Here is a 23106-nt window from a genome sequence, read left to right on the forward strand (position 1 = left end):
AGGAACAGGCGGGATAGGCCGCTGGAGTTGATGCGCATCAACTACAGCGCCGGTTGCCCTGCCTATGGTGCCGGGCAACGCGACAGACGGAGCCCCGCATGATCCCTTCAGGTCCCAATAGCACCCAGGACAACAGCCCCAGCGCGGGCGCGCCCGGTTCCATTCCCGCAATTCCGCCGTTTCTGGCGCTCGGATTACGGCTTGCCCCTGCCGCTCCTGCGGCTTTCGTGCTGACGGGCGCGGCGCGGCAGATCGTGGCGCGCCATCCCGGCCTGATGACCCGGCTCGGCACCTACCGCCACTGCCGCTTCGCGCTGACGGCCAGCGACGTTCCGCTGACCTTCCTGATGGACCTGTCGCAGGAGCCGCTGACCATCACCCTGCATGCCACCCCGCCCGCCGCCGATGCCCGCATCACCGGCAAGCTGGCGGCGCTTGTCGGGCTGGTGCATGGGGTCTGGGACGGGGATGCGCTGTTCTTCTCCCGAGATCTCACCATCGAGGGCGACACTTCGGCGGCCCTTGCCCTGCGCAATGCCATTGATGACGCAGAGCTGGATCTGGGTGCGGAAATCGCCCGCCTCACCGGTCCGCTCGCAGGAGCCGCTAGCCGGATGATTGCCCTGCTGCAGTCCATGACCGGCGTGCCTCTGAGCCGCCCGGCCCCCATGGAGGCTTTCCGGTGATGGAACTCGTCTGCCCTGCCGGAACGCCTGCAGCCCTGAGAGCTGCCACAGATGCAGGCGCCCATGCCATCTATTGCGGCTTTGCCGATGACACCAATGCCCGCAACTTCCCCGGCCTCAATTTCTCCCGCGAGGAGCTGGCGGCGGGTGTGGCCTACGCCCATGCACGCGGGGCCAAGGTTCTGGTGGCGATCAACACCTTCCCCCGCGCCGGGGATGAAGGCCTGTGGCACCGTGCCGTCGCTGACGCTGAACAGGCAGGCGCCGATGCAGTGATCCTCGCCGATCTCGGCCTCATCGCCTACGCGGCAGAACGGCATCCCAATCTGCGGCGGCATCTCTCTGTTCAGGCGGCAGCCGCAAACCCCGATGTCATCAACTTCTATGCAGACACCTTTGATGTGAAGCGGGTGGTGCTGCCGCGTGTGCTGAGCGTGGAGGAAATCGCCGCCATCAACCGGGAGATCAGCGTCGAGACGGAGGTGTTCATCTTCGGCGGGCTCTGCGTGATGGCGGAGGGGCGCTGCTCCCTGTCGTCCTACATCACCGGCCGCTCACCCAACATGAACGGCGTCTGCTCGCCCGCAAGCCATGTGGACTATGCCGAAGAGGGCCAGGATCTGGCCGCGAGGCTGGGCGGCTACACCATTCACCGCTCGGCCAAGGGGGAAGCTGCCCCCTACCCCACCCTGTGCAAGGGCTGTTTCAAGGTGGGCGAACGCACGGGTTATGTCTTCGAGGACCCGGCAAGCCTTGATGCCTCCGAACTGCTGCCCGCGCTGGCGCGGGCCGGGGTTTCGGCGCTGAAGATCGAGGGCCGCCAGCGGTCGCGGGCCTATGTGTCGCAGGTGGTGTGCAACTTCCGCGCCGCCGTGGAGGCGCTGGAAGCAGGCCGCCCTGTGCCCGCAGGCATGCTGGCGCAGCTGACTGAGGGCCAAAGCTCCACCGCCGGAGCCTATAACAAGATCTGGAGATGACAGGATGGAGCTGACGGTTGGCCCGGTGATGGGCTTCTGGGATGCTGCGGCGTGGAGTGATTTCTATGCAAAGCTGGCTGAAACACCGGGTGTGAAGCGTGTCGTCATCGGTGAGCTGGTCTGTTCCAAGCGCCTGCCCTTCTATCAGATGCGTCTGCCGGAGGCCATCGAACGGCTGCAGGCAGGCGGCAAGGTGGTGGCCGTGACAAGCCTTGCGCTGGTTACCCTGAAGCGCGAGCGCAAGCAGACGGCAGAACTGGCAGACATGGGCCTTGAGGTGGAGGTGAATGACATCACCGCCCTCGCCCACCTGCCGGAAGGCGCGGCCTTTTCGGCAGGGCCGCTGATCAACGTCTATAACGAGGGAACCGTGGCCTTCCTGAAGGCACGCGGTGCCGTCCGCTTCTGCCTGCCGCCGGAACTGCCGATGGCATCGGTGGAGCGGCTGGCTGCGGCGGCTGGCCCGGTGCCGGTGGAGGTCTGGGGCTGGGGCCGCCTGCCGCTGGCCATCTCCGGCCGGTGCTATCATGCGCGTTACCACGACCGGGCCAAGGATCAGTGCCAGTTCGTCTGCGCCGATGATCCGGATGGGCTGGCGGTGGATACGCTGGACGGGCAGGAGTTTCTGGCCATCAACGGCGTGCAGACGCTCTCGGCCCAATGCGCCAACATGGCCCACACTCTGCCGCGCCTGAAGAGCGCGGGCGTGAGCGGCCTCAGGCTTTCGCCGCAGACGCAAGGCTTCTTCGAGGTGATCAGCCTGTTCGATGATCTGGTGCAAGGGCGCATCAGCGCAGAGGAGATGAGCGCCAAGGCCCTGCCCCATGCGCCGGGCGGCGCCTTCTGCGACGGCTTTCTGGAAGGGGCCGCCGGTGTTTCATGGTCCGGCAATCCCCTTCACGCGCAGGTTTGAGACAAAATCTCAGGCCCGGTGGAGCAATTGCAGCAGGCTGAACATGACGGCGGCACAGACTGTCAGCATGTAGCCTTCGACCATCACCGGCAGCTCGGCAAACACATTGAGGAGCTTGGAACCGGCGAAAATAAAGACCTGCACCGCGAAAACCGGAACGGCAAGCATGACAGGGTAGAGTGCGGGCTTGCCGTCTGCACTCGTGCCCTTGCCGTAAATGCGGCAATAACCAAAGACGAAGGCTGCCATGAGCGGCACGAGCAGGGCCACCTCAATGAGCGTCCACGCCGCAGGCTCGTACTGGTGCGTCTCAGGCAGCAACACCATCACCAACGGCCCCAGATATACCAGAATACCATTGGCGAGAACCGGCGGCCAGAGCAGCATCCTGAGGGCATCGGGCCGTTTCGAACCGGCGGACAGCAGCAAGCAGGCACCGGCCGCGAGCACAATCACGGCCGCCATATAGGCTGCGGCCACGGTATATGTGCCGAGGGGCAGCCCGTGCCGCGAGAGGGCCAGAGCCTGAGGCAGCCAGCTGAACAGGGTTGCAAAGGCGGGAATGGCCAGCAGAACCCAAATGCCGCTGTCCAGCCCCGGCAGCCGGATCCTCCCTTCAAACCAGTACAGCAGCAGCGAGACACCGGCAAAACTGGCGAGGCCTGCCAAATTCATCACCTGCCCGCCGTCCAGATACCCCATGGCCGTGAAAACCTGCAGAATTCCCTCCCCCTGCAGCAGCGTCATTCCGATTACCAGAATGCCGATGACCGGGCCGTAAAACCGCGACTTTTCGCCAGCGGCCATGAAGGAGGGAAAGAGGACTTTCAGAATCTCTGCATAGATGAGAACCGTCATGATCGGGATGAGACCGAGAGCGATCAGCGACATGCGCTGCACATCGTTATCCCCCGTCAGCACCCGGTCCCGCACAAATGGCGCCAAGCCGGGCAATGGGATACGGGAAAACAGGACGTAAACAGCATAAGCAAGGAGGATGTAAACGAGCATCCTGACCTGCGTGCCAGGACGATCATCTGAAACAAGGCGGCTCACGTCGGGAACTCCAGAATCTGCCCACTCAAGACCCGTCAGGCGAACACAGCGCCTGATGACGGACACTGGTCCCTGCAGTGACACAAACAATCCGGATCAGATCTGCAGAGCGCCAGAGGCACGTCATTTATACCAAGGGATCATCCGCCACAATGCAGAATGGCAAAACCGCAGCGCAGCAGCACATGCAGTTGTGCACGCTCTCTCATGCGCGAACCTTGCGGGCCGGCACCCGATAGGTTTGCAGGCCCCTTTCAGGCCCCGGCTGCCCGTCCGGATTTCCGGACAGGTTCTGCGAATGGCGTCCGGAAATCCGGACGATCCGATGCGGCAAAGCTCACGGAGCGTTGATATCAAACGCAAAAACCGGCTGGCACGCCTCTTGCCAAATCATTGGCAAACAGCAGGAGGATGCAAGCCGTGAGCTTTGAGTGGAGCATACTTGCCGCATTGGCGGGCGCAGTGATTGCCCGACCTGCGGCGCCAATTCTGGGACGGGCGATCAGCTGGGTGATGTGTCTCATACCCCTTGCCATCTTCGCCTCACTCCTGATGCAGGCGGGACAGGTGGCATCTGGCGGGGCGCTGACGGCGCAGCTGGCCTGGGTGCCGTCGCTGGGCGTGGAGCTGGCATTCCGGCTGGATGGCTTCTCGCTGCTGTTCGGGTTGCTGATCAGCGGCATCGGGACGCTGGTGGTGATCTATGCCGGTGCCTATTTCGCCGGAAAGCCGCACTCGGAGACGGGCCGTTTCCTGAGCCTCATCCTCCTGTTCATGACGGCGATGCTGGGCACGGTGCTCTCCGACAATCTCATCGTCATGTTCGTCTTCTGGGAACTGACGAGCCTCGCCTCCTTCCTGCTCATCGGCTTTGACGGCCACAAGGAAGCTTCCCGCAAGGCGGCGCTTCAGTCGCTCATCGTCACCGGCGGCGGCGGGCTGGTGCTGTTTGCCGGCATTCTCGTCATCGGCATGACGATGGGCACCTTCTCCTTCACGGAGATTCTCGCCCGCTCCGGCGAGCTCGTGGCAAGCCCCTGGGCCGGAACGATCGCAGTTTTGATCATGATTGGCGCCTTCACCAAGAGCGCGCAGTTCCCGTTCCACTTCTGGCTGCCCAACGCCATGACCGCGCCGACTCCGGCCTCTGCCTATCTGCATTCGGCCACGATGGTGAAGCTGGGCGTGTTTCTGCTGGCGCGGTTTGACGGGGTTTTCGCCGGAATGCCTGCCTTCGGGCATACGCTTGTCATCATCGGTTCGCTGACGATGATCATCGCCGCCCTGCAGGCGCTGCGGGCCGAAGGCTTCAAGGCCGTTCTGGCCCAGTCCACCGTCGCATCACTCGGCATTCTGGTGATGCTGATCGGCCTGACCGGTGAAGTCGCCGCCGTGGCGACAGTTGGCTTCATCCTGACCCATGCGCTTTACAAGGCGGCGCTGTTCTTCTGCGCTGGCACGGCCATTCATGCCACGGGCGAAACCAGCCTGCACCGGATGGGCGGGCTCGCCCGGTTCCTGCCGGTAACGGCTGTCGCTGCCGTGCTGGCCAGCCTGTCGATGGCCGGCCTGCCACCCTTCGCCGGTTTCATTTCGAAGGAATATCTGTTCGAGGCGCAGCTTGCCAGTGACTGGAATGTGCTGCCGGTCGCCGCTGCCGTGCTTGTCAACGCGGTCATGGTGGGCGTCGCCGGTGTGGTGTCGCTGCGCCCGTTCTATTTCAAGACCGAACACCGCAGCGAGGCACATCATGGGGAAACGCCGGGCCTGCTGGCCGGTCCCCTTCTGCTGGCCTCTGGCGGCGTGCTTATCGGCCTCATCCCGGCTCCGGCTGGCAACTGGCTGATTGGCCCGGCCGCTTCCGCCCTTTATGGCGAGCCGCTCGACGTCTCGTTCAAGCTGTGGCACGGGCTAACGCCGATGCTGTTCCTGTCGGCGCTCGTCATCGCCATTGGCGCGGTGATCCTGCTGCAATGGACCCGCATACACGCCACGCTGCGCCACTATGACCGGTTCTATGCCTGGATGGGGGACCGGTTCTATCAGAAGGCCCTCAACGGCGTTCTGGGGGCTGCGCGTCTGTCCACGCGGATGCTGCAGAACGGCGACCAGCACCGCTACACCTCCATCGTGATGCTGACGGTGATTGCAGGGCTGGCCATCGCCTTCTTCGCCGCCCCTTCGAGCGACTTCCTCGCCAGCGAGGGCAACCTGCGCATTTCCGTCGTGCTGGTGCTGCTGCTGACGGCAGCTGGCGCCATTGCCACGATCTTCATGCGCTCTCTGATCGCGGGGCTGGTGGCAGCGGGCATCTCCGGTTTCGGTTCTGCGGTGGTGTTCATGCTCAACGGCGCCCCGGATCTGGCCCTGACGCAAACGGCCGTGGAAACGCTGATCGTCATCCTGATGACGGCGGTTCTGATCCGCCTGCCCGCCCGCCGCCGCCACTCGCGCAGTGCCGGCGAAAGGCGCCGGGACGGAATGATCGCCGCCGGCTTTGCGGTGATGATGTTCATCGCCCTCGCCTCGCTCGGCGTCACCCCGGTGGACATGCGCCTGTCCGAGTATTTCGGCCAAACCAGTTACCTCGAAGCCTATGGCCGCAACGTCGTCAACGTCATCCTCGTCGACTACCGCGCCATCGACACGCTCGGCGAAATCACGGTCGTCGCCCTTGCCACCATTGCAGCCTGGGGCCTGCTGCGCGGCGCCCTCAAGCCTGCGCGCACCAAGGAGTAAACGCTCATGTCCGTCATCTTCTCAACCATGTCACGCCTTGTCTTCGTGCTGCTGCTGGCCGCATCGCTCTACATGCTGTTCCGTGGCCATAACGAACCCGGCGGCGGCTTCATCGGCGGGCTGTTCGCCGCTCTCGGCTTTGCCATGCTGGCGCTCGCCGACAATGTCGCAGCGGCCCGCCGCGCACTGATGGTCCACCCCGTGGTGCTGATGGGCTTTGGCCTCACCCTGTCCTTCATCAGCGGCCTGCCCGGCCTCTTGTCGGATGGCTCCTATCTGACCCACTGGTGGACGAGCCTCGGTTCCACCCACGTGGGCACGGCCACAATCTTCGACATCGGCGTCTTCCTGGTCGTCATCGGCGGCGTGCTGTCGCTGGTTTTCCGGTTTTATGAGGGAGTGGAACAGTGAGCCTCATCTACGCTCTTGCCATATCGGCCCAGATGGGCGCTGGCGTCTACCTGCTGCTGTCGCGGCACGTCATGCGCATCCTGTTCGGCGTCGTGCTGCTGTCGGCGGCCGTCAACCTGCTGATCTTTGTGGCCGGCGGACTGCAGTTCACCGCCCCGCCGATCATCGAGAAGGGGGCCCAGGTGCTTGCCTCCGGCGCCGCCAACCCTTTGCCGCAGGCGCTGATCCTCACCGCTATCGTCATCGGCTTTGCGCTGGTGTCCTTTGCCGCAGCCCTCGTGCTCAAGGCCCACTCGGCGCTCGGCTCCGTCTTCACCGACGAGCAGAATGCTGCCGAAGAGCTGGGCTCGCCCTTTGACAAGGAGGCCACCCGCAATGGCTGACACACTGCTCCTCTGGCCCGTCATCCTGCCGCTGGCGGCTGCCGCTCTGGCCGCAGCCTTGCATGCCTGGCCCTCGCTCCAGCGTGCCGTGGCACTCGCCGGTATCACGCTGACGCTCGCCGCCTCCGTTCTGGTGCTGCGCGAGACGATGACCGGCGCCATTCTGACCAAGGCCTTTGGCGGCTGGGCTCCGCCCTTCGGCATCGTCTTTGCCGCAGACAGGTTCAGCGCTGCCATGGCGGTGATCGCAAGCCTGCTGGCCCTGTGTGCACTGGTCTTTGCCCTTGCCGACCTGCGCCAGCGGCAGATCCGCTCGGGTTTCTATCCGCTGTTCCTCGGCCTCATGACCGGCGTCAATGGCGCCTTCCTGACCGGCGATATCTTCAACCTCTATGTCTGGTTTGAAGTGATGCTGATCGCAACGCTCGGCCTGATCACACTGGACCGCACGCGGGCTCAGATCGATGGGGCAATCAAGTATGCGGTGCTGAACCTCTTCTCCACCATCCTGTTCCTGATGGCCGTTGGCCTGCTCTATGGCGCCACCGGCACGCTGAACATGGCGGATCTTGCCACCGTACTTCCCCGTACGGAGGCTTCGGCGGCACTGAACCTGTCGGCGATGATGTTCCTGCTGGCCTTCGGCATCAAGGCCGGGTTCTTCCCGATGTTCTTCTGGCTGCCCGCCTCCTATCACACGGCCTCGATCATCGTTTCGGCGGTATTCGCAGGCCTGCTGACGAAGGTCGGCGTTTATGCGCTGTTCCGCGTCTTCACCCTGCTGTTCGAGGTGGATAACGGCACCCTGAAGCCGCTGATGGCCTTCTTTGCCGCAGGAACCATGCTGTTCGGCGTCTTTGGTGCGGCGGTGCAATGGGACGTGCGGCGCATCCTGTCGTTCCACATCATCAGCCAGATCGGCTACATCATGCTGGGCCTCGCCATCGCAACGCCGCTCGCGCTGGCAGGCGCGGTCTTCTACATCATCCACCACATCGTGGTGAAGGCGAACCTGTTCTTCATTGCTGGCGCCATCCACCGGGCGACCGGGTCCTTCGACCTGCGCAAGTCCGGCGGGCTGATGAAGTCCTCGCCGCTGCTGGCGGTGCTGTTCGCCATCCCCGCCCTGTCGCTGGCCGGCATTCCGCCGCTGTCGGGCTTCTGGGCAAAATTCATGGTGGTCGATGCCTCCTTCCAGAATGATGCGGCATGGCTCGCCGCCGTTGCGCTGTTTGTCGGCCTGCTGACGATCTTCTCCATGAGCAAGATCTGGATCGAGGCTTTCTGGAAGGAGCCGGTGCGCAAGCTCAAGGCCCGCCCGGTGCCGCTGGCAATGGTGGCCCCAATCGTGATGCTGGCCGCCGTCACTCTGGCCATCGGCTTCAACCCCGAGCCGCTGATCGCCTTCTCGAACCTTGCCGGAGACAGCATGGGCAACCCGGCAGAATTCATCAGCGCCTTCGATACCGAGCCCAAAACCGCAGGAGTGACGCCATGACCCTCGCCATACGCATCGGCCAGTCTGCCGTTCTCGGGGCGGTCTTCCTCAGGGAGCTGGTCGTCTCGTCCTTCACGGTGGCCCGTCAGGTGCTGGGCAGCCGCTCGGCCTTGCAGCCCGCCATCCTCGCCATTCCGGTGAACCTGCGCAGCCGCGCGGGGGTTACCACGCTGGCCAATTGCGTCAGCCTGACACCGGGCACCACCTCGCTGCACGTCAGTGAGGACCTTTCCACCCTCTATGTGCACGTCCTCAATGCGCCGGACCCGGAAGCGGTGAAGGACAGCATCAAGGAGACATTCGAGAAGCGCATCAAGGAGATTGAAAGATGATCGAGTTTCTGGACAGCTACCTGACCCTCTTCGCCACCATCCTGATCGCCATCCTGATGGTGCCCCTGACGCTTGCCGCCATCCGCATGATCACCGGCCCTGGCTACGCCGACCGGTTCGTCGCGCTGGACATGCTGACGGGCATCGCGGTTGCCATCGCCGCGCTGACGATGGCAAGCACCGGCCGGAGGGAATTTCTGGATATCGCCTTCGGCATCGCACTGATCGGCTTCCTCGCCACATGCTCGCTGTCAGCGCTGCTTGAAAAGAAGAAGGGAGACAAGTGATGCTCATGCTGCTTTCTGTCCTGCTGAAACTCACAGGCGTCATCTTTCTCTGCATCGCGGCCCTTGGTGTCATCCGGCTGCCGGACCCGTTCCAGCGCATGCATGCCGCCACCAAAGCCGGAACTCTGGGCGCAGGCCTCGTGCTGCTGGGCAGTATCCTCAGCCATGGCGAAATGGATGCCGTGGTTCTGGGCCTGCTGACGCTGCTCTTCCTGCTGCTGACCGTGCCGGTCGCGGGCCATCTGCTGGGCCGTGCGGCCTATGTCTCCGGTGCCCGGCTGGCGCTGGCGGGTGGTGATGCGCTTGAAGGCGTCCTCCGCCGGGCCCCGCATCCGCTGGATGAGCGCATCAAATGGCCCCCCAACCAGCCATCTGGTGCACGCAAGGCCGGGCCAGACGAACGCCAGGCGTCAGCTCCGTTCCGCCATCTTGTGGAACCCAGAGGTGCCCTGAAGCCACTGCCGGCCCTGCAAGCTGTCCGTTTTGCCGTGATCGACGGTGAAGTGCAGCCGCCTGCCGAACGGGCCTGCTCAATTGCCAAAGGCAACGGCACCAGCCTGACAGCCCATGTCCTGATCGACACACACGCCATTGCTGCCGCCAGTGAACAGGCACAGATGCGCAGGCAGATCCGCGACAGGGCCAGCCGGGCGCTGCTTGCTCTGAAGGCTTGCACCCTGCGAACCGGGTCCGAGCCGGTGCTTGTCTATGACGAAGGTGATCCCGAGCAGCTGCTCACATGTTCGGAGGCACCGGGCCGGACGCTGCTGGTTCTGCCCTGCAAGGGCTGGTTCCATCATCAGGCAGAGGGGCGCAGGGACCTGACCACCTGGGATCCGGACGGGTTGCTGCGGCTGCCGTCGTGCCACCGCGGCCCGGTTCTCTACACCTCCGGCAAAGCCTTACCAGAAAGCGCCCGCACAATCGTGGTGCGCGACTGCGGCGAAGAACACCTGTCTGCCCTTACGGAATGGGCCCTGCTCAGCGGCCTGTGGGATGTGACGAAGCTTGTCCATGTCACCAGCCGGCCTGGCAGCCCCTCCCATCTTGCGGGCGTCGCCCGGCGCTTTGGCTGCGACTACTTGCAGCTGGCTGCGAACGGCGATGATTGTTCGATCCCCGTGGGGACGGAGGACGTGCGTGCCGTCATACTCGGTCACACGCCGCGGCCGCTGCGGACCAGCTGGTACGGCACGCCCTGGCGTGAGCGCATCGCACCGGGACTGGAAAGCGACGTGCTGATCATGGAGCCGCAGACCAGCGCACCGGCATAAAGCTCTGGTACGCCGGCTTGTGGTTGGGCTATTGCAGTTGGACATGACGACACCTTTGCGATCAAAGCTGCCTCTGTCCCTAACCCTGCCCCTGTTTGTGGCCATCGCCATGTTCGTCGTGGCGGTGGGCACGACCCAGATTGGCGTGATGGTGCTGCGTTCCAGCAACGAGACCGGCCTCAGGGATCAGGCGCTTGTGTTTCTGGATGCTGTGGCCGGACATATCGCAGCTGAAATCAAGGGCAAGGATACGGAAGAAGCAGTTGCCGCCCAGCTGGTGGCCTCCCTCACCTTCCGCACTGCACTGCTTGAACAGGGCATGGCGGCCCGGTGGACGGACAGGACTGGCACCATCCGCACGGCGGTGCTGACGGAAACGGACGCTGACCTGCTGGATCAGGCGCTCAGCGAAGCTCAGACGCTCGGGCCGGAAGGTGTCAGCCTCACCAGCGTGCCGGACCGGCCCGTATTGCTGATCGCCCGCAGTTATCCCCTTGAGGACCGGCGCCTTTATCTTGCAGCCACCTTTGACACCACGCCTCTCGAAGACGCGGCCAGCATGGCGGCAAGTGTCGCTCTGGGAATAGATATTCTCGTTGCCATCATAGCGGCGCTCGCCACCTATGCGGTGACGCGCCGGGCGCTCATGCCGCTCGACCGCTTCATCGATCGCCTCGCCGATCAGGAAACCGATGCAGCCGGCGCTGCCAGATGGCGCCGCGGCGGCGAACTGCGCCAGTTGGAGGCTGCCCTCGCCCTGCGGGAGCAGTCCGAAGCCCAGCGGGTGAGCATGCTGGAGCAAATTGCCCAGCAGGAGCGGGACGGGCTGCTGGCCCGCATGGCCGCCAGCATCGCCCATGAGGTGCGCAATCCCCTCGCGGGGCTGAAGAACGGCATTTCCACCCTGCGGCGCTTTGGCGAGCGGGAAGAGGTGCGCAAGGAGACCCTCGACTTTCTGGAGAACGGGCTCGACAGCATCGGGCGCGTCGTGGATGTCACCCTGTCAACCTACCGGCGGCGTTCGGGCGCAAAGCTCCTCAGCGCTCGCGACATTCAGGATCTCGAGCTGCTGATTGCGCCGGAAGCCCGGCGCGCCGGCGTCATCCTCGCGTGGGAGCTAGATGAGACGGCGCAGGTGATGACCGATGCGGATGCCCTGCGCCAGATCCTGATCAATCTGATGCTCAACGCGGTGCGCGCCTCCCCGCATGGCGGCACCGTCACCGTAGGCCTGTCCCAGGATGCAACCTCACAGACGGTTGTACTGAAGGTCAGCGACGAAGGCCCCGGCATGCCGCCGGAACTGGTGGCAGCCATCATTTCCGGCCAGGTCGATGAAGTGCCGGTGGAACGCAGCATCGGCATCTGGGTGGTGTCCAGTCTGGTGGCGCGGATCGGCGCGGACCTGTCGATCCGCAGCAAGGAGGGCGCAGGAACAACGGTGCAGCTGACCCTGCCGCCCCGTGCGGAGAACGGGAGCGCAGCCAGATGACAGCAAGCCGCATCCTCGTGGTCGAGGACGACGCGACCCTTGGTGCCTCCCTGCGCCAGCGGCTGGAGCTGGAAGGCTTCAAGGTCCGCTGGGCCCGCTCGGCCAGCGAGGCCCGCGCCGCACTGGGCGGCGATGCGCCGGACATCATCCTCTCCGACATCCGCCTGCCGGACGGCGATGGCGAAAGCGTCATGCGGCAGCATTTCGCGCAATCCGGCATGGTCCCGGTGATCTTCATGACCGCCTATGGCGACATCGACCAGGCAGTGCGGCTGGTGCGCGACGGGGCGCTGGATTATGTCAGCAAGCCCTTCGATCTCGATGCCCTCGTCGACACCCTGCAGGCAATCACCAGCCGCCGCAGCCCGGCAGGCAGCACCGCCGATCCCTTTTCCGGCAGCCCTGTCATGGAAAAGACCGGCAGCACCCTGCGCCGTGCGGCGGCCATAGATCTGCCGGTCCTGCTGCTTGGGGAAACGGGCGCAGGCAAGGAAGTAGCCGCCCGCTATGTGCATGAAGCAGGGCCGCGCAAGGGCAAGCCCTTTGTGCCGGTCAACTGCGGCGCGCTGCCTGCGGAACTGGCAGACTCCCTTCTTTTCGGGCACGAGCGCGGCGCCTTCACCGGCGCAGGCGCAGCTCATCGCGGCTTCTTTGAGGAAGCGGAAGACGGCACGCTGTTTCTCGACGAGATCGGCGATTTGCCGCCTGCCTTGCAGGTGAAGCTGCTGCGCGTGCTGGAAACACGCGAATTCCGGCGCCTGGGCGCCAACCAGAACCGGCGTTTCGAGGCGCGGGTGGTCTGCGCCACCAACAAGGATCTGGAAGCCATGGCCATGAGCGGCGCCTTCCGCGAAGATCTTTGGTTCCGCATCAACGTGATTACCTGCAACCTGCCGCCGCTGCGCGAGCGGCGGGACGAAATCCCGGCCCTGCTGGAACGCCTAGCCGCTGAGGCCGCCGCCCGCATGGGCCTTGGCGCACCAAGGCTGAGCGAGGCCGCAAAAGAAGCTGCACGGCAGCACTCATGGCCGGGCAATTTCCGGGAGCTGATCAACCGGGTGGAACGGGCCGTCGCACTTGGCAGCGGCAGCGCATTGACGGAGGCAGATCTCTTCCCCGAAGGCGCCGTCAAGACGGAAGAGACGGCAGCACCTCAGGCGTCTGCAGCTGCCACCAGACCGGGCGCCCCGCTTGCCGATGTGCGCGACGCTGCCGAAAAGGCCCATATCATCGCGGCCCTCGCTCAGGCGGAGGGCTCCACCAGCGCTGCCGCCACCAGCCTCGGCATCTCCCGCAGTACCTTGTGGGAAAAAATGCGCCGCCTTGGCATCAACCGGGAGAAAGAAGGCTGAGAACTGCCGGATGAGACAACGGCCAGAATGCGGGAAGCATCCTGGCCGTCAGAGGCATCAGACCGGAGTGCTCCCGGTCACTTGAGCCAGCTCTTCACCAGCTCATCGTAGTTGACGGTGATGGGCTGTTCCTTCTCGTTTTCGATGGGCAGCTGCGGGGCGAGATTGCCGTTCTTCACCGCATCCTCATGCCAGTACTGAAGGTCATGCTCGTCAGCCAGTTTCGGGCCGAGATCACCCTGCACGCCGGCACGTTCCAGACGGGACAGGACCTTTTCCTGTTCGGCGCAAAGCGCGTCCATCGCTTCCTGCGGGGTCTTCGTTCCCGCTGCCGCATCACCGACGGCCTGCCACCACAGCTGGGCCAGCTTGGGATAATCCGGCACGTTGGTCCCCGTCGGCGACCACTGCAGGCGGGCCGGCGAGCGGTAGAACTCCACAAGCCCTCCAAGCTCCGGTGCACGCTCCGTGAAACTCGGATGATCGAGGGTCGACTGGCGCACAAAGCTGATTGCCACATGGCTCTTCTTCAGATCGACAGTCTTGGACGTGACGAACTGCGCATAAAGCCAGGCTGCCTTGGCACGGTCATCCGGGGTGGATTTCAGGATTGTCCAGGCCCCCACGTCCTGATAGCCGAGCTTCATGCCCTCCTTCCAGTAGACGCCGTGCGGAGACGGTGCCATGCGCCACTTCGGCGTACCGTCCTCGTTCACCACCGCAAGGCCCGGCTTGACCATGTCGGCCGTGAACACTGTGTACCAGAAGATCTGCTGGGCCACGTCGCCTTGCGCCGGGACGGGGCCTGCTTCCGAGAAGGTCATGGACTGCGCCTGCGGCGGAGCGTATTTCTTCAACCACTCCAGATATTTGGTAACAGAGTAGACAGAGGCGGGCCCGTTGGTATCGCCGCCACGGGCAACGCAGGACCCGACCGGGCGGGACTGGGCATCAACCTTGATGCCCCACTCATCCACCGGCTTGCCGTTCGGGATGCCCCTGTCGCCGTTTCCAGCCATGGAGAGCCAGGCATCAGTGAAGCGCCAGCCGAGCGAAGGGTCCTTCTTGCCATAATCCATATGGCCGAAGACTTTCCTGCCATTGATATCGCGCCCGGTGAAGAACTCGGCGATATCCTCATAGGCAGACCAGTTGACCGGCACGCCCAGGTCATAGCCATACTTGGCCCTGAAGTCGGCCTTGTTCTTCTCGTCGCTGAACCAGTCATACCGGAACCAGTAGAGGTTCGCGAACTGCTGGTCCGGCAGCTGATAGAGGTCGCCATCCGGAGCGGTGGTGAAGGAGGTGCCGATGAAGTCCGCGAGGTCCAGTGCGGGGTTCGTCACGTCCTTGGCATCGCCCGCCATCCACTTGGTCAGGTTGCGGGCCTGCTGGTAGCGCCAATGGGTGCCGATCAGGTCGGAGTCATTGACATAGGCATCGTAGATGTTGTCACCCGACTGCATCTGCGTCTGCAGCTTCTCGATCACGTCCCCCTCGCCGATCAGATCATGGCTGACCTTGATGCCCGTGATCCGCTCGAACGCCGGTGCCAGAACCTTGGACTCATAGTCGTGGGCGGTGATCGTTTCGGAGACAACGCGCAGCGACAGACCCTGGAATGGCTTGGCGGCATCCACGAACCACTGCATTTCCGCTTCCTGTGCGGCCCGGTCGAGAACGGACATGTCCTTGATTTCGCTGTCAAGGAACGCCTTTGCCTCGTCCATGCCCGCCTGGGCCTGACCTGCCCCCAGCACGAGCGCTAGCAGGCTTGCCGATGTCATTATGTGCTTCCGCATGTTTTCCTCCCATAGCGTATGCACCATCACTCCCCCCGGCAGAGAGCTCCGCCGGGTCCCTACTCGCTAAACGAAGCGGAATACGCCGATGGCGTAGACGGCCGAGAGTGCGAGAGCCCACCACAGGTCCGGCCCGCCGAAGCCAAGCCAGGCTATGTTGATGAAAGCGCTGCCAAGCAGCGAAATGAACAGCCGGTCACCGCGCGTCGTCGTCATGCGCAGGATGCCGTAGCGCGGGCTGCCGCCGGGCGAGACATATTCCCAGATGCCCATGCCGGCGAGCAGCAGCCCGATCAGGATGAAGAACGCGGCCGTCTGCCAGGTCCAGGCCATCCAGCTGAGATCTATCATGATTACACCCTCCCCAGTGCAAAGCCCTTGGCGATATGCTTGCGGACGAACCAGATCACCAGTGCGCCCGGAATGATTGTCAGCACACCGGCAGCAGCCAGCACCCCGTAGTCGAAGCCCGTGGCCGAGCTGGTGCGCGTCATTGCTGCGGCAATCGGCTTGGCGTCGGTTGTCGTGAGGGTGCGGGCGATCAGAAGCTCGACCCAGGAGAACATGAAGCAGAAGAAGGCTGCGACACCGATGCCGGATGCGATCAGCGGCATGAAGATCTTTCCGAAGAAGCGCGGGAACGAATAGCCGTCGACATAGGCCGTCTCGTCGATCTCTTTCGGCACGCCGGACATGAAGCCTTCCAGGATCCAGACGGCCAGCGGCACGTTGAACAGGCAGTGCGCTAGCGCCACGGCAATATGCGTGTCGATCAACCCGAAGGCCGAATAGAGCTGGAAGAAGGGCAGAATGAAAACCGCGGGCGGCGCCATACGGTTGGTCAGCAGCCAGAAGAACAGGTGCTTGTCGCCCAGAAACCGGTAACGCGAGAAAGCATAGGCGGCAGGCAGGGCGACGGCGATGCAGATCACCGTGTTCATGACCACATAAGTCATGGAGTTGAAGTAGGTTTCGTACCAGGCCGGGTCCGTGAAGATGACCGTGTAGTTGCGCAGCGTCGGCTGCTGCGGCCACAGCGAGAGCCCGCTCAGGATCTCGTTGGTCGTCTTGAAGGACAGGTTGACCAGCCAGTAAATCGGGATGATCAGAAACAATATGTAGAAGGCCGGGATCAGCCAGCGCAGCGAGCGCGGGCGGCTGCTTGCAGCAATGCTGTGCGCCTTGATCATGGCGTCGACCGGATAATCCGGAGCCGCCCGGCTTTCCTGTCTCATCTGGGTGTCCTGTGTCATGGCGGGCTCCTCAGGTGCGGTCTTCATCGGGCTGAGTGGTCACGGTGTAGAACACCCAGGACACCAACAGCACGATCAGGAAATAGATGATCGACATGGCAGAGGCCGGGCCGAGGTCGAACTGACCGACGGCAATCTTCACCAGGTCGATGGACAGGAATGTCGTGACGCTTCCCGGCCCGCCGCCGGTCACGACAAAGGGCTCGGTGTAGATCATGAAGCTGTCCATGAAGCGCAGCAGGATAGCGATCTGGAGCACCCGGTTGAGCTTGGGCAGCTGGATGAAACGGAACACGCTCCAGCGCGAGGCGCCATCGATTTTCGCGGCCTGATAATAGGCATCGGGGATCGACATGAGCCCGGCGTAGCACAGCAGCACGACGAGGCTGGTCCAGTGCCACACGTCCATGATGACGATGGTGAACCAGGCATCCAGGGTGTCACGGCCATAGTTGTAGTCGAAGCCGAGCGAGGTCATCACAGAACCGAACAGGCCGACATCCGTACGGGCAAACAACTGCCAGATCGTACCCACTACATTCCACGGGATGAGCAGCGGCAGGGACATGAACACCAGGCAGACCGGCACACCAATGCCGCGCTTGGGCATGTTGAGGGCGATGAGGATGCCGAGCGGAATCTCGACCACGAGAACAATGGCCGAGAACAGAAGGTTGCGGGCCATAGACTCCCAGAAACGGTCAGAGGCCAGCACATCCCTGAACCATTCCGTCCCGGCCCAGAAGAACTCGTTGTTGCCGAACGTGTCCTGAACCGAATAGTTAACCACCGTCATCAGCGGGATGACCGCCGAGAAGGCGACAAGGAGAAGCACTGGCAGCACGAGGAACCAGGCCTTGTTGTTCCAGGTTTTTTCCATGGGTCAGGCTCCCAGCTCGACACGCCAGGAATTGGCGTAGAGATTGATGCCGCCCGGTGCGAACTGCACATGGGGCGATGCGGGCAAGGGGTCGTGCTCGTGGGCAACGGCTGCGATCTCGCGGCCATCCAGAACCGCGCGCACGATGCGGCGGCGGCCCACATCCTCCACCTTGCGGATTTGCACCGGAATGCCCTGATCCGAAATGCGGGTGTATTCCGGCCGCACACCGAGATCGGTCCTGCCCGGCGGCAGTCCTTGCGCGCCGCCCGGAAGCTCGATCTGGTGCGCACCGATGCGGGCAGAGCGGCCTTCCACGGCAACAGGCAGCAGGTTCATGCCCGGCGAGCCGATGAAATAGCCGACGAAGGTGTGCATGGGCCGCTCGAACAGCTCCGCCGGCGTGCCGATCTGCACCACCTGCCCTTCGTACATGACCACCACTTCATCGGCGAAGGTCAGAGCCTCGGTCTGGTCATGGGTGACATAGACCATGGTGTAGCCGAAACGGCGGTGAAGCTTCTTGAGCTGAGAGCGCAGCTGCCATTTCATATGCGGGTCGATGACCGTCAGCGGCTCATCGAAGAGGATCGCATTCACGTCCGCCCGCACAAGCCCGCGCCCGAGCGAGATCTTCTGCTTTTCGTCTGCCGTCAGCCGCCGCGCCTTGCGGTCCGCCCGGCCGGACAGGCCGACCATCTCGAGCGTCTCACGCACCTTGGCATCGATCAGCCCCGGCTCGACCTTTCGGTTGCGCAGGGGGAATGCGAGATTGTCGTAAACGCTCATGGTGTCGTAGACGACGGGAAACTGGAACACCTGCGCAATGTTGCGGTCTTGGGTGGACAGATCCGTCACATCACGCCCGCCGAACCTGAGCCGCCCATGCGAGGGATGCAGCAGGCCGGAGATGATGTTGAGCAATGTCGTCTTGCCACAGCCGGACGGCCCCAGCAGGGCATAGGCCCCGCCATCACGGAAGGCATGATTGATTTCGCGCAAGGCGAAGTCTTCAGGCTTTTCCGGGTTCGGGCGGTAGGCGTGTCGGATGCGGTCGAAGCTGATTTCTGCCATGTCCCGTCCTCCCCTATGCGGCCCTTGCGGCCCTGTGCTCGACGGCGAGGCCATCCGCATCGAAGATCATCAGATCGGATGCCTCGAACCCGACCTGGATGATTTCCTCCGGATCATGTTCCTCGACGCCCTCCGTCAGGATCACCCAGTCCTGACCGGCGAAGGTCACGTGGATGAAGCTTTCCGAACCGGTGATTTCCGTGACCAGAACCTGCACTTCGACCAGATTGGAGGCAGGCGTCTTGCGCCCAAGGCTTAGGTGGTGCGGCTGCAGGCCTGCGGTGTAGGCGCCATCAGGAATGTGCGAGAGGGAGACTGGCAAAGGCACCGACAACCCGCAGGGATGGGTCAGATGGCCGCCGCGCTTTTCCATCACCAGCGTGTTGAGCGGAGGGTCTGCAAAAGTTCGCGCCGAGCGAAGATTTACCGGAGAGCGGAAGACATCGATCGTCCGGCCAAACTGGGCGACACGGCCTTCGTGCAGTACCGCCGTGTTGCCTCCCAGCAGCAGCGCCTCCTGCGGCTCGGTCGTCGCATAGACAAAGATCGCCCCTGTCTCGGCGAATATGCGGGGCAGTTCCTCGCGCAGTTCCTCGCGCAGCTTGTAGTCGAGGTTGGCCAGAGGCTCGTCCAGCAGCACGAGGCTGGCGTTCTTGACGATGGCGCGGGCGAGCGCCGTGCGCTGCTGCTGTCCGCCGGACAGGTTCAGCGGCGTGCGGTCAAGATAGGGCGTCAGCCGCATCAGCTCCGCCGCCCAGCGCACGGAACGGTCAATCTCCGCCTTGTCTCTCTTCTGTACCCTCAGGGGCGAGGCGATATTCTCGTAAACCGTCAGCGACGGGTAATTGATGAATTGCTGATAGACCATCGCCACATTGCGGCGCTGCACCGGCACGCCGGTCACATCCTTCCCGCCCATGTGGATGGTGCCGGATGTGGGCACATCAAGCCCCGCCATCAGCCGCATCAGGGATGTCTTCCCCGCCAGCGTCGGCCCCAGCAGCACGTTCAGCGAGCCGCTTTCGAGTGTCATCGAGACGTCGGTGATATATTCGGTCGCACCGGCGCTCCTGCAGACATTGCGCAGTTCAAGCATGCCGTCCTCCTCCCAAAGGTGCTGGTGATGCCAGCGGCAGGCATGGGGTCCCTCTCCCTCCAGAAAGGGACCCGCATCCATCAAAGCTCTGGTGAAATCTTCCAGTCTCTCAGCTTGTAGACGGTGCCCGGACGCGGGCGGATCTGGCCGCCTTCCTTCAGCCGCCGCTTGAAGCTGTGTATCGGTGTGGCCAGATCATTGATGCGGAACTCCACGACCGAGGGGCCGTCATGAGCAAAGGCCTGATCAAGAGCGGTTTCGATCTGGTCGGGCGTCTCGACATAGATCCCGAGCAGCCCCAGACCCGCGCTGGCCGCAGCGAAGCCCGGCCGGGCACTCTGCGTTTCCAGCAAAGCCGACTGGACATTGCCGAAGTAGAGCTGCTGCCAGAGCTGGATCCAGCCAAGGCGCCCGTTGTTTAGCACGATGTTGACCACGCGCTGGTTCTGCTGCAGCTGCGTTGCAAGCTCGCCGATGGTGTAGGAGAAGGCGCCGTCGCCGGACACCGTGACCACGCGGGCCTCGGGCCGTGTCGCTGCCGCGCCAATGGCCCCCGGCACGGAATAGCCAAGCCCGCCTTGACCACGGGCATAGAGGAAGTTGCGCCCCGGCTTGCGCGCCGGGATGTAACCACCGATCCAGCCGGCGGAGAAGCTGGCATCGGAGACGACGATATCATCCTCGCCGAGGCGCCGGCCGACGGCCTCCATGATACGCGGCGGCGACAGCGGAATCTCCTCGGAGGCAATTTCCAGCTGCTTGGCAGCCTCGCCTTCCGCCTTCACTGCGGCAATCTGCGCCTTCCACTCTGCGTTCTCACCCGGACGAAGGCCGGCTGCGAGAAGCTTGATGGTTTCGCGCACGTCACCGAAGAGCGAGACGGTCGGGCGGAAGGTGCGGCCATGCTCCAGCGGATCGGCATCGATCACGATCGTGGCCTGTTCTGGCAGCGGCAGCGTCCAGTTCATTGCGGTGTTCTGACTGGCCTTGGAGCCGCACCAGATGACGAGATCGGCCTCCTTGATCAGCTCGATGGCCGCCCAGGACCCAAGCGGGTTGAGGATGCCGGCCGCATAGTCCCTCGTTTCCGGCACAGAGCCCTTGCCAGACAGGGAGGTCACGACAAGCCCGTTGAACCGGTCGGCAAAGGCCGTCACCTCTTCTGCGGCATCAGACCCATGCACGCCACCGCCGCAGACCAGCGCCGGACGCTTAGCCTTGGCAATCAGGTCCAGCGCCTTGTCGATTTCCGAGGCCACCGGCACGGAGCGCAGGTAGGGAATGTGGATCGAGCGCTCGTCCACCACGGGCTTCAGAACCTCTTCGTCCCATTCGGCATCGAAAATGTCGTGCGGTATGATGATGGCGACCGGACCCGGCCGGGGCGCCACAGCAGTACGGAAGGCCGTACGGATGATCTCCGGCAAGGCCGTGACTGATGGGACCAGCCAGGCATTCTTGGAGATGGACTGGAAGAACTTGAGCTGGTCAAATCCCTGACTGGCAATGCCCTTTTCCTTCAGCGTCAGCCAGTCGAGCGGCAACTCGCCGATGATGCCGACCATGGGGATCGACGCATTCAGCGCCTCCAGAAAGCCTGCCGAAAGCAGGTTGGCGCCGGGGCCGACGGTCACGTCACAGACGCCGGGCTTGCCGGTCAGCCGGGCATAGGCATCAGCCGCATAGGCGGCATTGCGCTCATCGCGCATCAGCACGTGGCGGATGCGGTCTGTCCGGCGGGAAATGCCGTCATGCAGTGCCGTTGTCTGGCCGCCGGGCATGCCGAACACCAGTTCGACCCCGTATTGTGCCAGCATTTCAGATATCAAGTCGCCAATATGCGCCATTGTCCGGTCCATTCATCAGAGAAGACAGGTGGGGTGAGGCGGCGTCAGTGAAGCGCCGCAAGATTTTCGACGACGGACCTGTAGACCGTCATTTTCCGGGCCAGCGCCTGGCTCCGGTCCGGCTGCGGATCGTAGCTGCGCGAGACCCGCACCATCCTTTGCGCTGCCGTGCCAATATCCGCATGATGCCCAAGGGCGACAGCTGCGCAGATGGCACCTGCCTTGGCCCCGAACTCGGAGCCATCGGCTACCTCGACCTGCATGTTCAGCGCGTCGGCGAACATCTGGCACCACTGTCCCGACTTGGACGCGCCCCCTGCCATGCGGGCCACCTTCGGCCGCAGCGCTGCGTCCTGCGGCAGCAGGCGGTCGATGTCCGTCTTGTGGGCAAAAACCACACCCTCGAAGGCCGCGCGCAGCACGTCTCCCAGAGTGTGGCGGGCGCAAAGCCCGATGATGCCGCCCGGCACATGCGAAGGGCCGCCAAAAAGGAAAGGCAGGAACAGGATGTCATTGTCCCGCTCCATCGCCTCGGCGACGAGCTTGTTGCCGACCTCATAGATGCACGAGCCCATGGCCTTGGCCCGTGCGCCTTCCGCTTCCAGCAAGGTGGAGAAGATCCATTCCACATTGCTGGCGGAGGTCGCCGCCCCTTCCGTGGCGATGAAGCGGCTGCCAACGGGGAAGGACGACTGGATGAAAGGCGGCGGCGTCAGCAGCGGCTGATCCAGAATGATGGAATTGATGCTGAAGGTGCCCGCAACCACCGAGATCAGGTCCGGGCTGGTGACACCGGAGGCAAGCGCAGAGCCGGTCACATCGACCACGCCCCGGATCACCGGCGTGCCTTCCTTGAGGCCCGTCTGACGGGCGGCTTCCGCCGTCACATGACCTGCCACATCGATGGAGGGGCCGACATCGGGCAGCTTCTCCAGCCAGCGCGATACCCCGCCGGCGGCAAAGGCATCCGTGGCATAGCGGTTGGCGGCCAGATCGAAGATCCCGGCAATGCCGCCATCGGTCGGGTCCGTCGAAACCTGCCCGGTCAGGCGGGCACGGATGAAGTCCTTGCAGAACACCAGCTTCCAGGTGCGGTCATAGAGATCGGGCTCATGCCGGTCGAACCAGCGCAGCAGCGGGATGGCATGGGTGGCAAACATCCTTGCGCCCACCAGCCGGTCAACCTCGGCCATTTCGCCGGTGCCGCGCATTTCCTCAATCATGGGAAGCGTGCGCGTGTCGGTGGAGACAAGTCCCGGACGGACCGGCTTGAGGTCACGATCGATGAAGTAGGCTCCCGCACCATAACCTGACGGCGTCACGCCAACCACGTCCTCAGGGGGCGTGCCGGTGATGTCAAGCAGATCACGAATGGCATTGCAGGCGGCCTGCCACATGGCATCGGGGTCCCGTTCTGTCCAGCCCGGCTTGGGGAACTGCATCCTGTTGGGGCTGCTGCGGCAGGCAATCTCGTTTCCGTCCAGGTCGAACATGGCCGCTTTGGTCATAGTTCCACCGGCGTCGATGCCGATCAGGCGCTCGCGCATGGTAGTCTCCTCCCGTGCGCCGGGGAGGCTCCTCTTCCGCCCCCGGCAATCCCTCCGAACGGCGATTTACCGCCGTTTGCGCCCTTGCTTGAAGCAAGGTTGTTATAATAAGTTGAGGCTAGGCGAGTTGATCAAAGCTGTCAATACGCCTTCGCATCACTTGTTCCGGGAGGACGGGCAAGGAACAGCGCAGCGGCAAACCGGGAG

21 protein-coding genes are annotated in these 23106 nt (G+C 63.6%); 12 read left to right on the forward strand and 9 right to left on the reverse strand.

Annotated features, from left to right (window positions below; translation table 11 throughout):
• The first annotated feature begins 98 nt into the window (after positions 1-98).
• Genes ubiT through ubiV form a run of 3 tightly spaced genes read left to right on the forward strand, consistent with a single transcriptional unit; the run spans position 99 to position 2576 of the window.
• On the forward strand, positions 99-686 hold the full coding sequence (gene ubiT / locus V6L75_RS08615) for a ubiquinone anaerobic biosynthesis accessory factor UbiT (protein WP_334251094.1): 588 nt from the start codon (positions 99-101) through the stop codon (positions 684-686).
• Entirely contained in the window at positions 686-1663 is a 978-nt protein-coding gene (gene ubiU / locus V6L75_RS08620; protein ID WP_334251248.1) for a ubiquinone anaerobic biosynthesis protein UbiU, read from the forward strand. Before ubiT ends, ubiU begins: the two co-directional genes overlap by 1 nt.
• Positions 1664-1667: 4 nt before the next feature.
• Entirely contained in the window at positions 1668-2576 is a 909-nt protein-coding gene (gene ubiV, locus V6L75_RS08625) for a ubiquinone anaerobic biosynthesis protein UbiV (RefSeq protein ID WP_334251095.1), read from the forward strand.
• Between the two features lie 9 nt (positions 2577-2585).
• On the opposite strand, the gene V6L75_RS08630 is transcribed toward ubiV, so the two are convergent.
• Positions 2586-3587, reverse strand: coding sequence for a hypothetical protein (locus V6L75_RS08630; protein ID WP_334251096.1), 1002 nt, complete (start codon positions 3585-3587; stop codon positions 2586-2588).
• Between the two features lie 456 nt (positions 3588-4043).
• Here V6L75_RS08630 and mbhE point away from each other — a divergent pair, with 456 nt between their 5' ends.
• Genes mbhE through V6L75_RS08675 form a run of 9 tightly spaced genes read left to right on the forward strand, consistent with a single transcriptional unit; the run spans position 4044 to position 13400 of the window.
• Positions 4044-6371: a hydrogen gas-evolving membrane-bound hydrogenase subunit E gene (gene mbhE, locus V6L75_RS08635; RefSeq protein WP_334251097.1), complete on the forward strand. Its 2328-nt coding sequence runs from the start codon at positions 4044-4046 to the stop codon at positions 6369-6371.
• 6 nt (positions 6372-6377) lie between these two features.
• Positions 6378-6782 (forward strand): MnhB domain-containing protein, encoded by a 405-nt coding sequence (locus tag V6L75_RS08640; protein WP_334251098.1) that lies wholly within the window; start codon positions 6378-6380, stop codon positions 6780-6782.
• Positions 6779-7165 carry an NADH-quinone oxidoreductase subunit K gene (locus tag V6L75_RS08645; protein WP_334251099.1) on the forward strand — a complete coding sequence of 129 codons (387 nt, stop codon included), beginning with the start codon at positions 6779-6781 and terminating at the stop codon, positions 7163-7165. The genes V6L75_RS08640 and V6L75_RS08645 overlap by 4 nt, the downstream gene beginning before the upstream one ends.
• Positions 7158-8663 carry a Na+/H+ antiporter subunit D gene (locus tag V6L75_RS08650; protein ID WP_334251100.1) on the forward strand — a complete coding sequence of 502 codons (1506 nt, stop codon included), beginning with the start codon at positions 7158-7160 and terminating at the stop codon, positions 8661-8663. Before V6L75_RS08645 ends, V6L75_RS08650 begins: the two co-directional genes overlap by 8 nt.
• Positions 8660-8995 carry a Na+/H+ antiporter subunit E gene (locus tag V6L75_RS08655; RefSeq protein WP_334251101.1) on the forward strand — a complete coding sequence of 112 codons (336 nt, stop codon included), beginning with the start codon at positions 8660-8662 and terminating at the stop codon, positions 8993-8995. Before V6L75_RS08650 ends, V6L75_RS08655 begins: the two co-directional genes overlap by 4 nt.
• Entirely contained in the window at positions 8992-9282 is a 291-nt protein-coding gene (locus tag V6L75_RS08660; protein ID WP_334251102.1) for an MrpF/PhaF family protein, read from the forward strand. Before V6L75_RS08655 ends, V6L75_RS08660 begins: the two co-directional genes overlap by 4 nt.
• Positions 9282-10556 (forward strand): monovalent cation/H(+) antiporter subunit G, encoded by a 1275-nt coding sequence (mnhG, locus tag V6L75_RS08665; RefSeq protein WP_334251103.1) that lies wholly within the window; start codon positions 9282-9284, stop codon positions 10554-10556. Before V6L75_RS08660 ends, mnhG begins: the two co-directional genes overlap by 1 nt.
• A gap of 43 nt (positions 10557-10599) precedes the next feature.
• The gene (locus tag V6L75_RS08670; RefSeq protein ID WP_334251104.1) at positions 10600-12048 is read left to right on the forward strand and encodes a sensor histidine kinase; all 1449 of its coding nucleotides are present in this window, start codon (positions 10600-10602) and stop codon (positions 12046-12048) included.
• Positions 12045-13400, forward strand: a complete 1356-nt coding sequence (locus V6L75_RS08675) for a sigma-54-dependent transcriptional regulator (protein WP_334251105.1) — start codon at positions 12045-12047, stop codon at positions 13398-13400. Before V6L75_RS08670 ends, V6L75_RS08675 begins: the two co-directional genes overlap by 4 nt.
• 77 nt (positions 13401-13477) lie before the next feature.
• Here the strand turns inward: V6L75_RS08675 and V6L75_RS08680 are convergent, their stop codons facing one another.
• The 8 genes from V6L75_RS08680 to V6L75_RS08715 form a co-directional block, all read right to left on the reverse strand.
• Positions 13478-15202 (reverse strand): ABC transporter substrate-binding protein, encoded by a 1725-nt coding sequence (locus V6L75_RS08680; protein ID WP_334251106.1) that lies wholly within the window; start codon positions 15200-15202, stop codon positions 13478-13480.
• A gap of 66 nt (positions 15203-15268) precedes the next feature.
• Positions 15269-15553: a DUF2160 domain-containing protein gene (locus V6L75_RS08685; protein WP_334251107.1), complete on the reverse strand. Its 285-nt coding sequence runs from the start codon at positions 15551-15553 to the stop codon at positions 15269-15271.
• Positions 15554-15555: 2 nt separating this feature from the next.
• The gene (locus V6L75_RS08690; RefSeq protein WP_425498721.1) at positions 15556-16392 is read right to left on the reverse strand and encodes a carbohydrate ABC transporter permease; all 837 of its coding nucleotides are present in this window, start codon (positions 16390-16392) and stop codon (positions 15556-15558) included.
• 73 nt (positions 16393-16465) lie between these two features.
• Positions 16466-17335 (reverse strand): carbohydrate ABC transporter permease, encoded by an 870-nt coding sequence (locus V6L75_RS08695; protein ID WP_334251108.1) that lies wholly within the window; start codon positions 17333-17335, stop codon positions 16466-16468.
• A 3-nt stretch (positions 17336-17338) separates the two neighbouring features.
• Positions 17339-18409 (reverse strand): ABC transporter ATP-binding protein, encoded by a 1071-nt coding sequence (locus V6L75_RS08700; protein ID WP_334251109.1) that lies wholly within the window; start codon positions 18407-18409, stop codon positions 17339-17341.
• Between the two features lie 13 nt (positions 18410-18422).
• Positions 18423-19505 (reverse strand): ABC transporter ATP-binding protein, encoded by a 1083-nt coding sequence (locus V6L75_RS08705; protein WP_334251110.1) that lies wholly within the window; start codon positions 19503-19505, stop codon positions 18423-18425.
• Positions 19506-19585: 80 nt separating this feature from the next.
• Positions 19586-21364, reverse strand: a complete 1779-nt coding sequence (locus tag V6L75_RS08710; RefSeq protein WP_334251111.1) for a thiamine pyrophosphate-binding protein — start codon at positions 21362-21364, stop codon at positions 19586-19588.
• A 32-nt stretch (positions 21365-21396) separates the two neighbouring features.
• Positions 21397-22899, reverse strand: coding sequence for an FGGY-family carbohydrate kinase (locus V6L75_RS08715; RefSeq protein ID WP_334251112.1), 1503 nt, complete (start codon positions 22897-22899; stop codon positions 21397-21399).
• Positions 22900-23106: the final 207 nt, after the last annotated feature.

The organism is Pannonibacter anstelovis, from assembly GCF_036881715.1.
GTDB lineage: Bacteria > Pseudomonadota > Alphaproteobacteria > Rhizobiales > Stappiaceae > Pannonibacter > Pannonibacter anstelovis.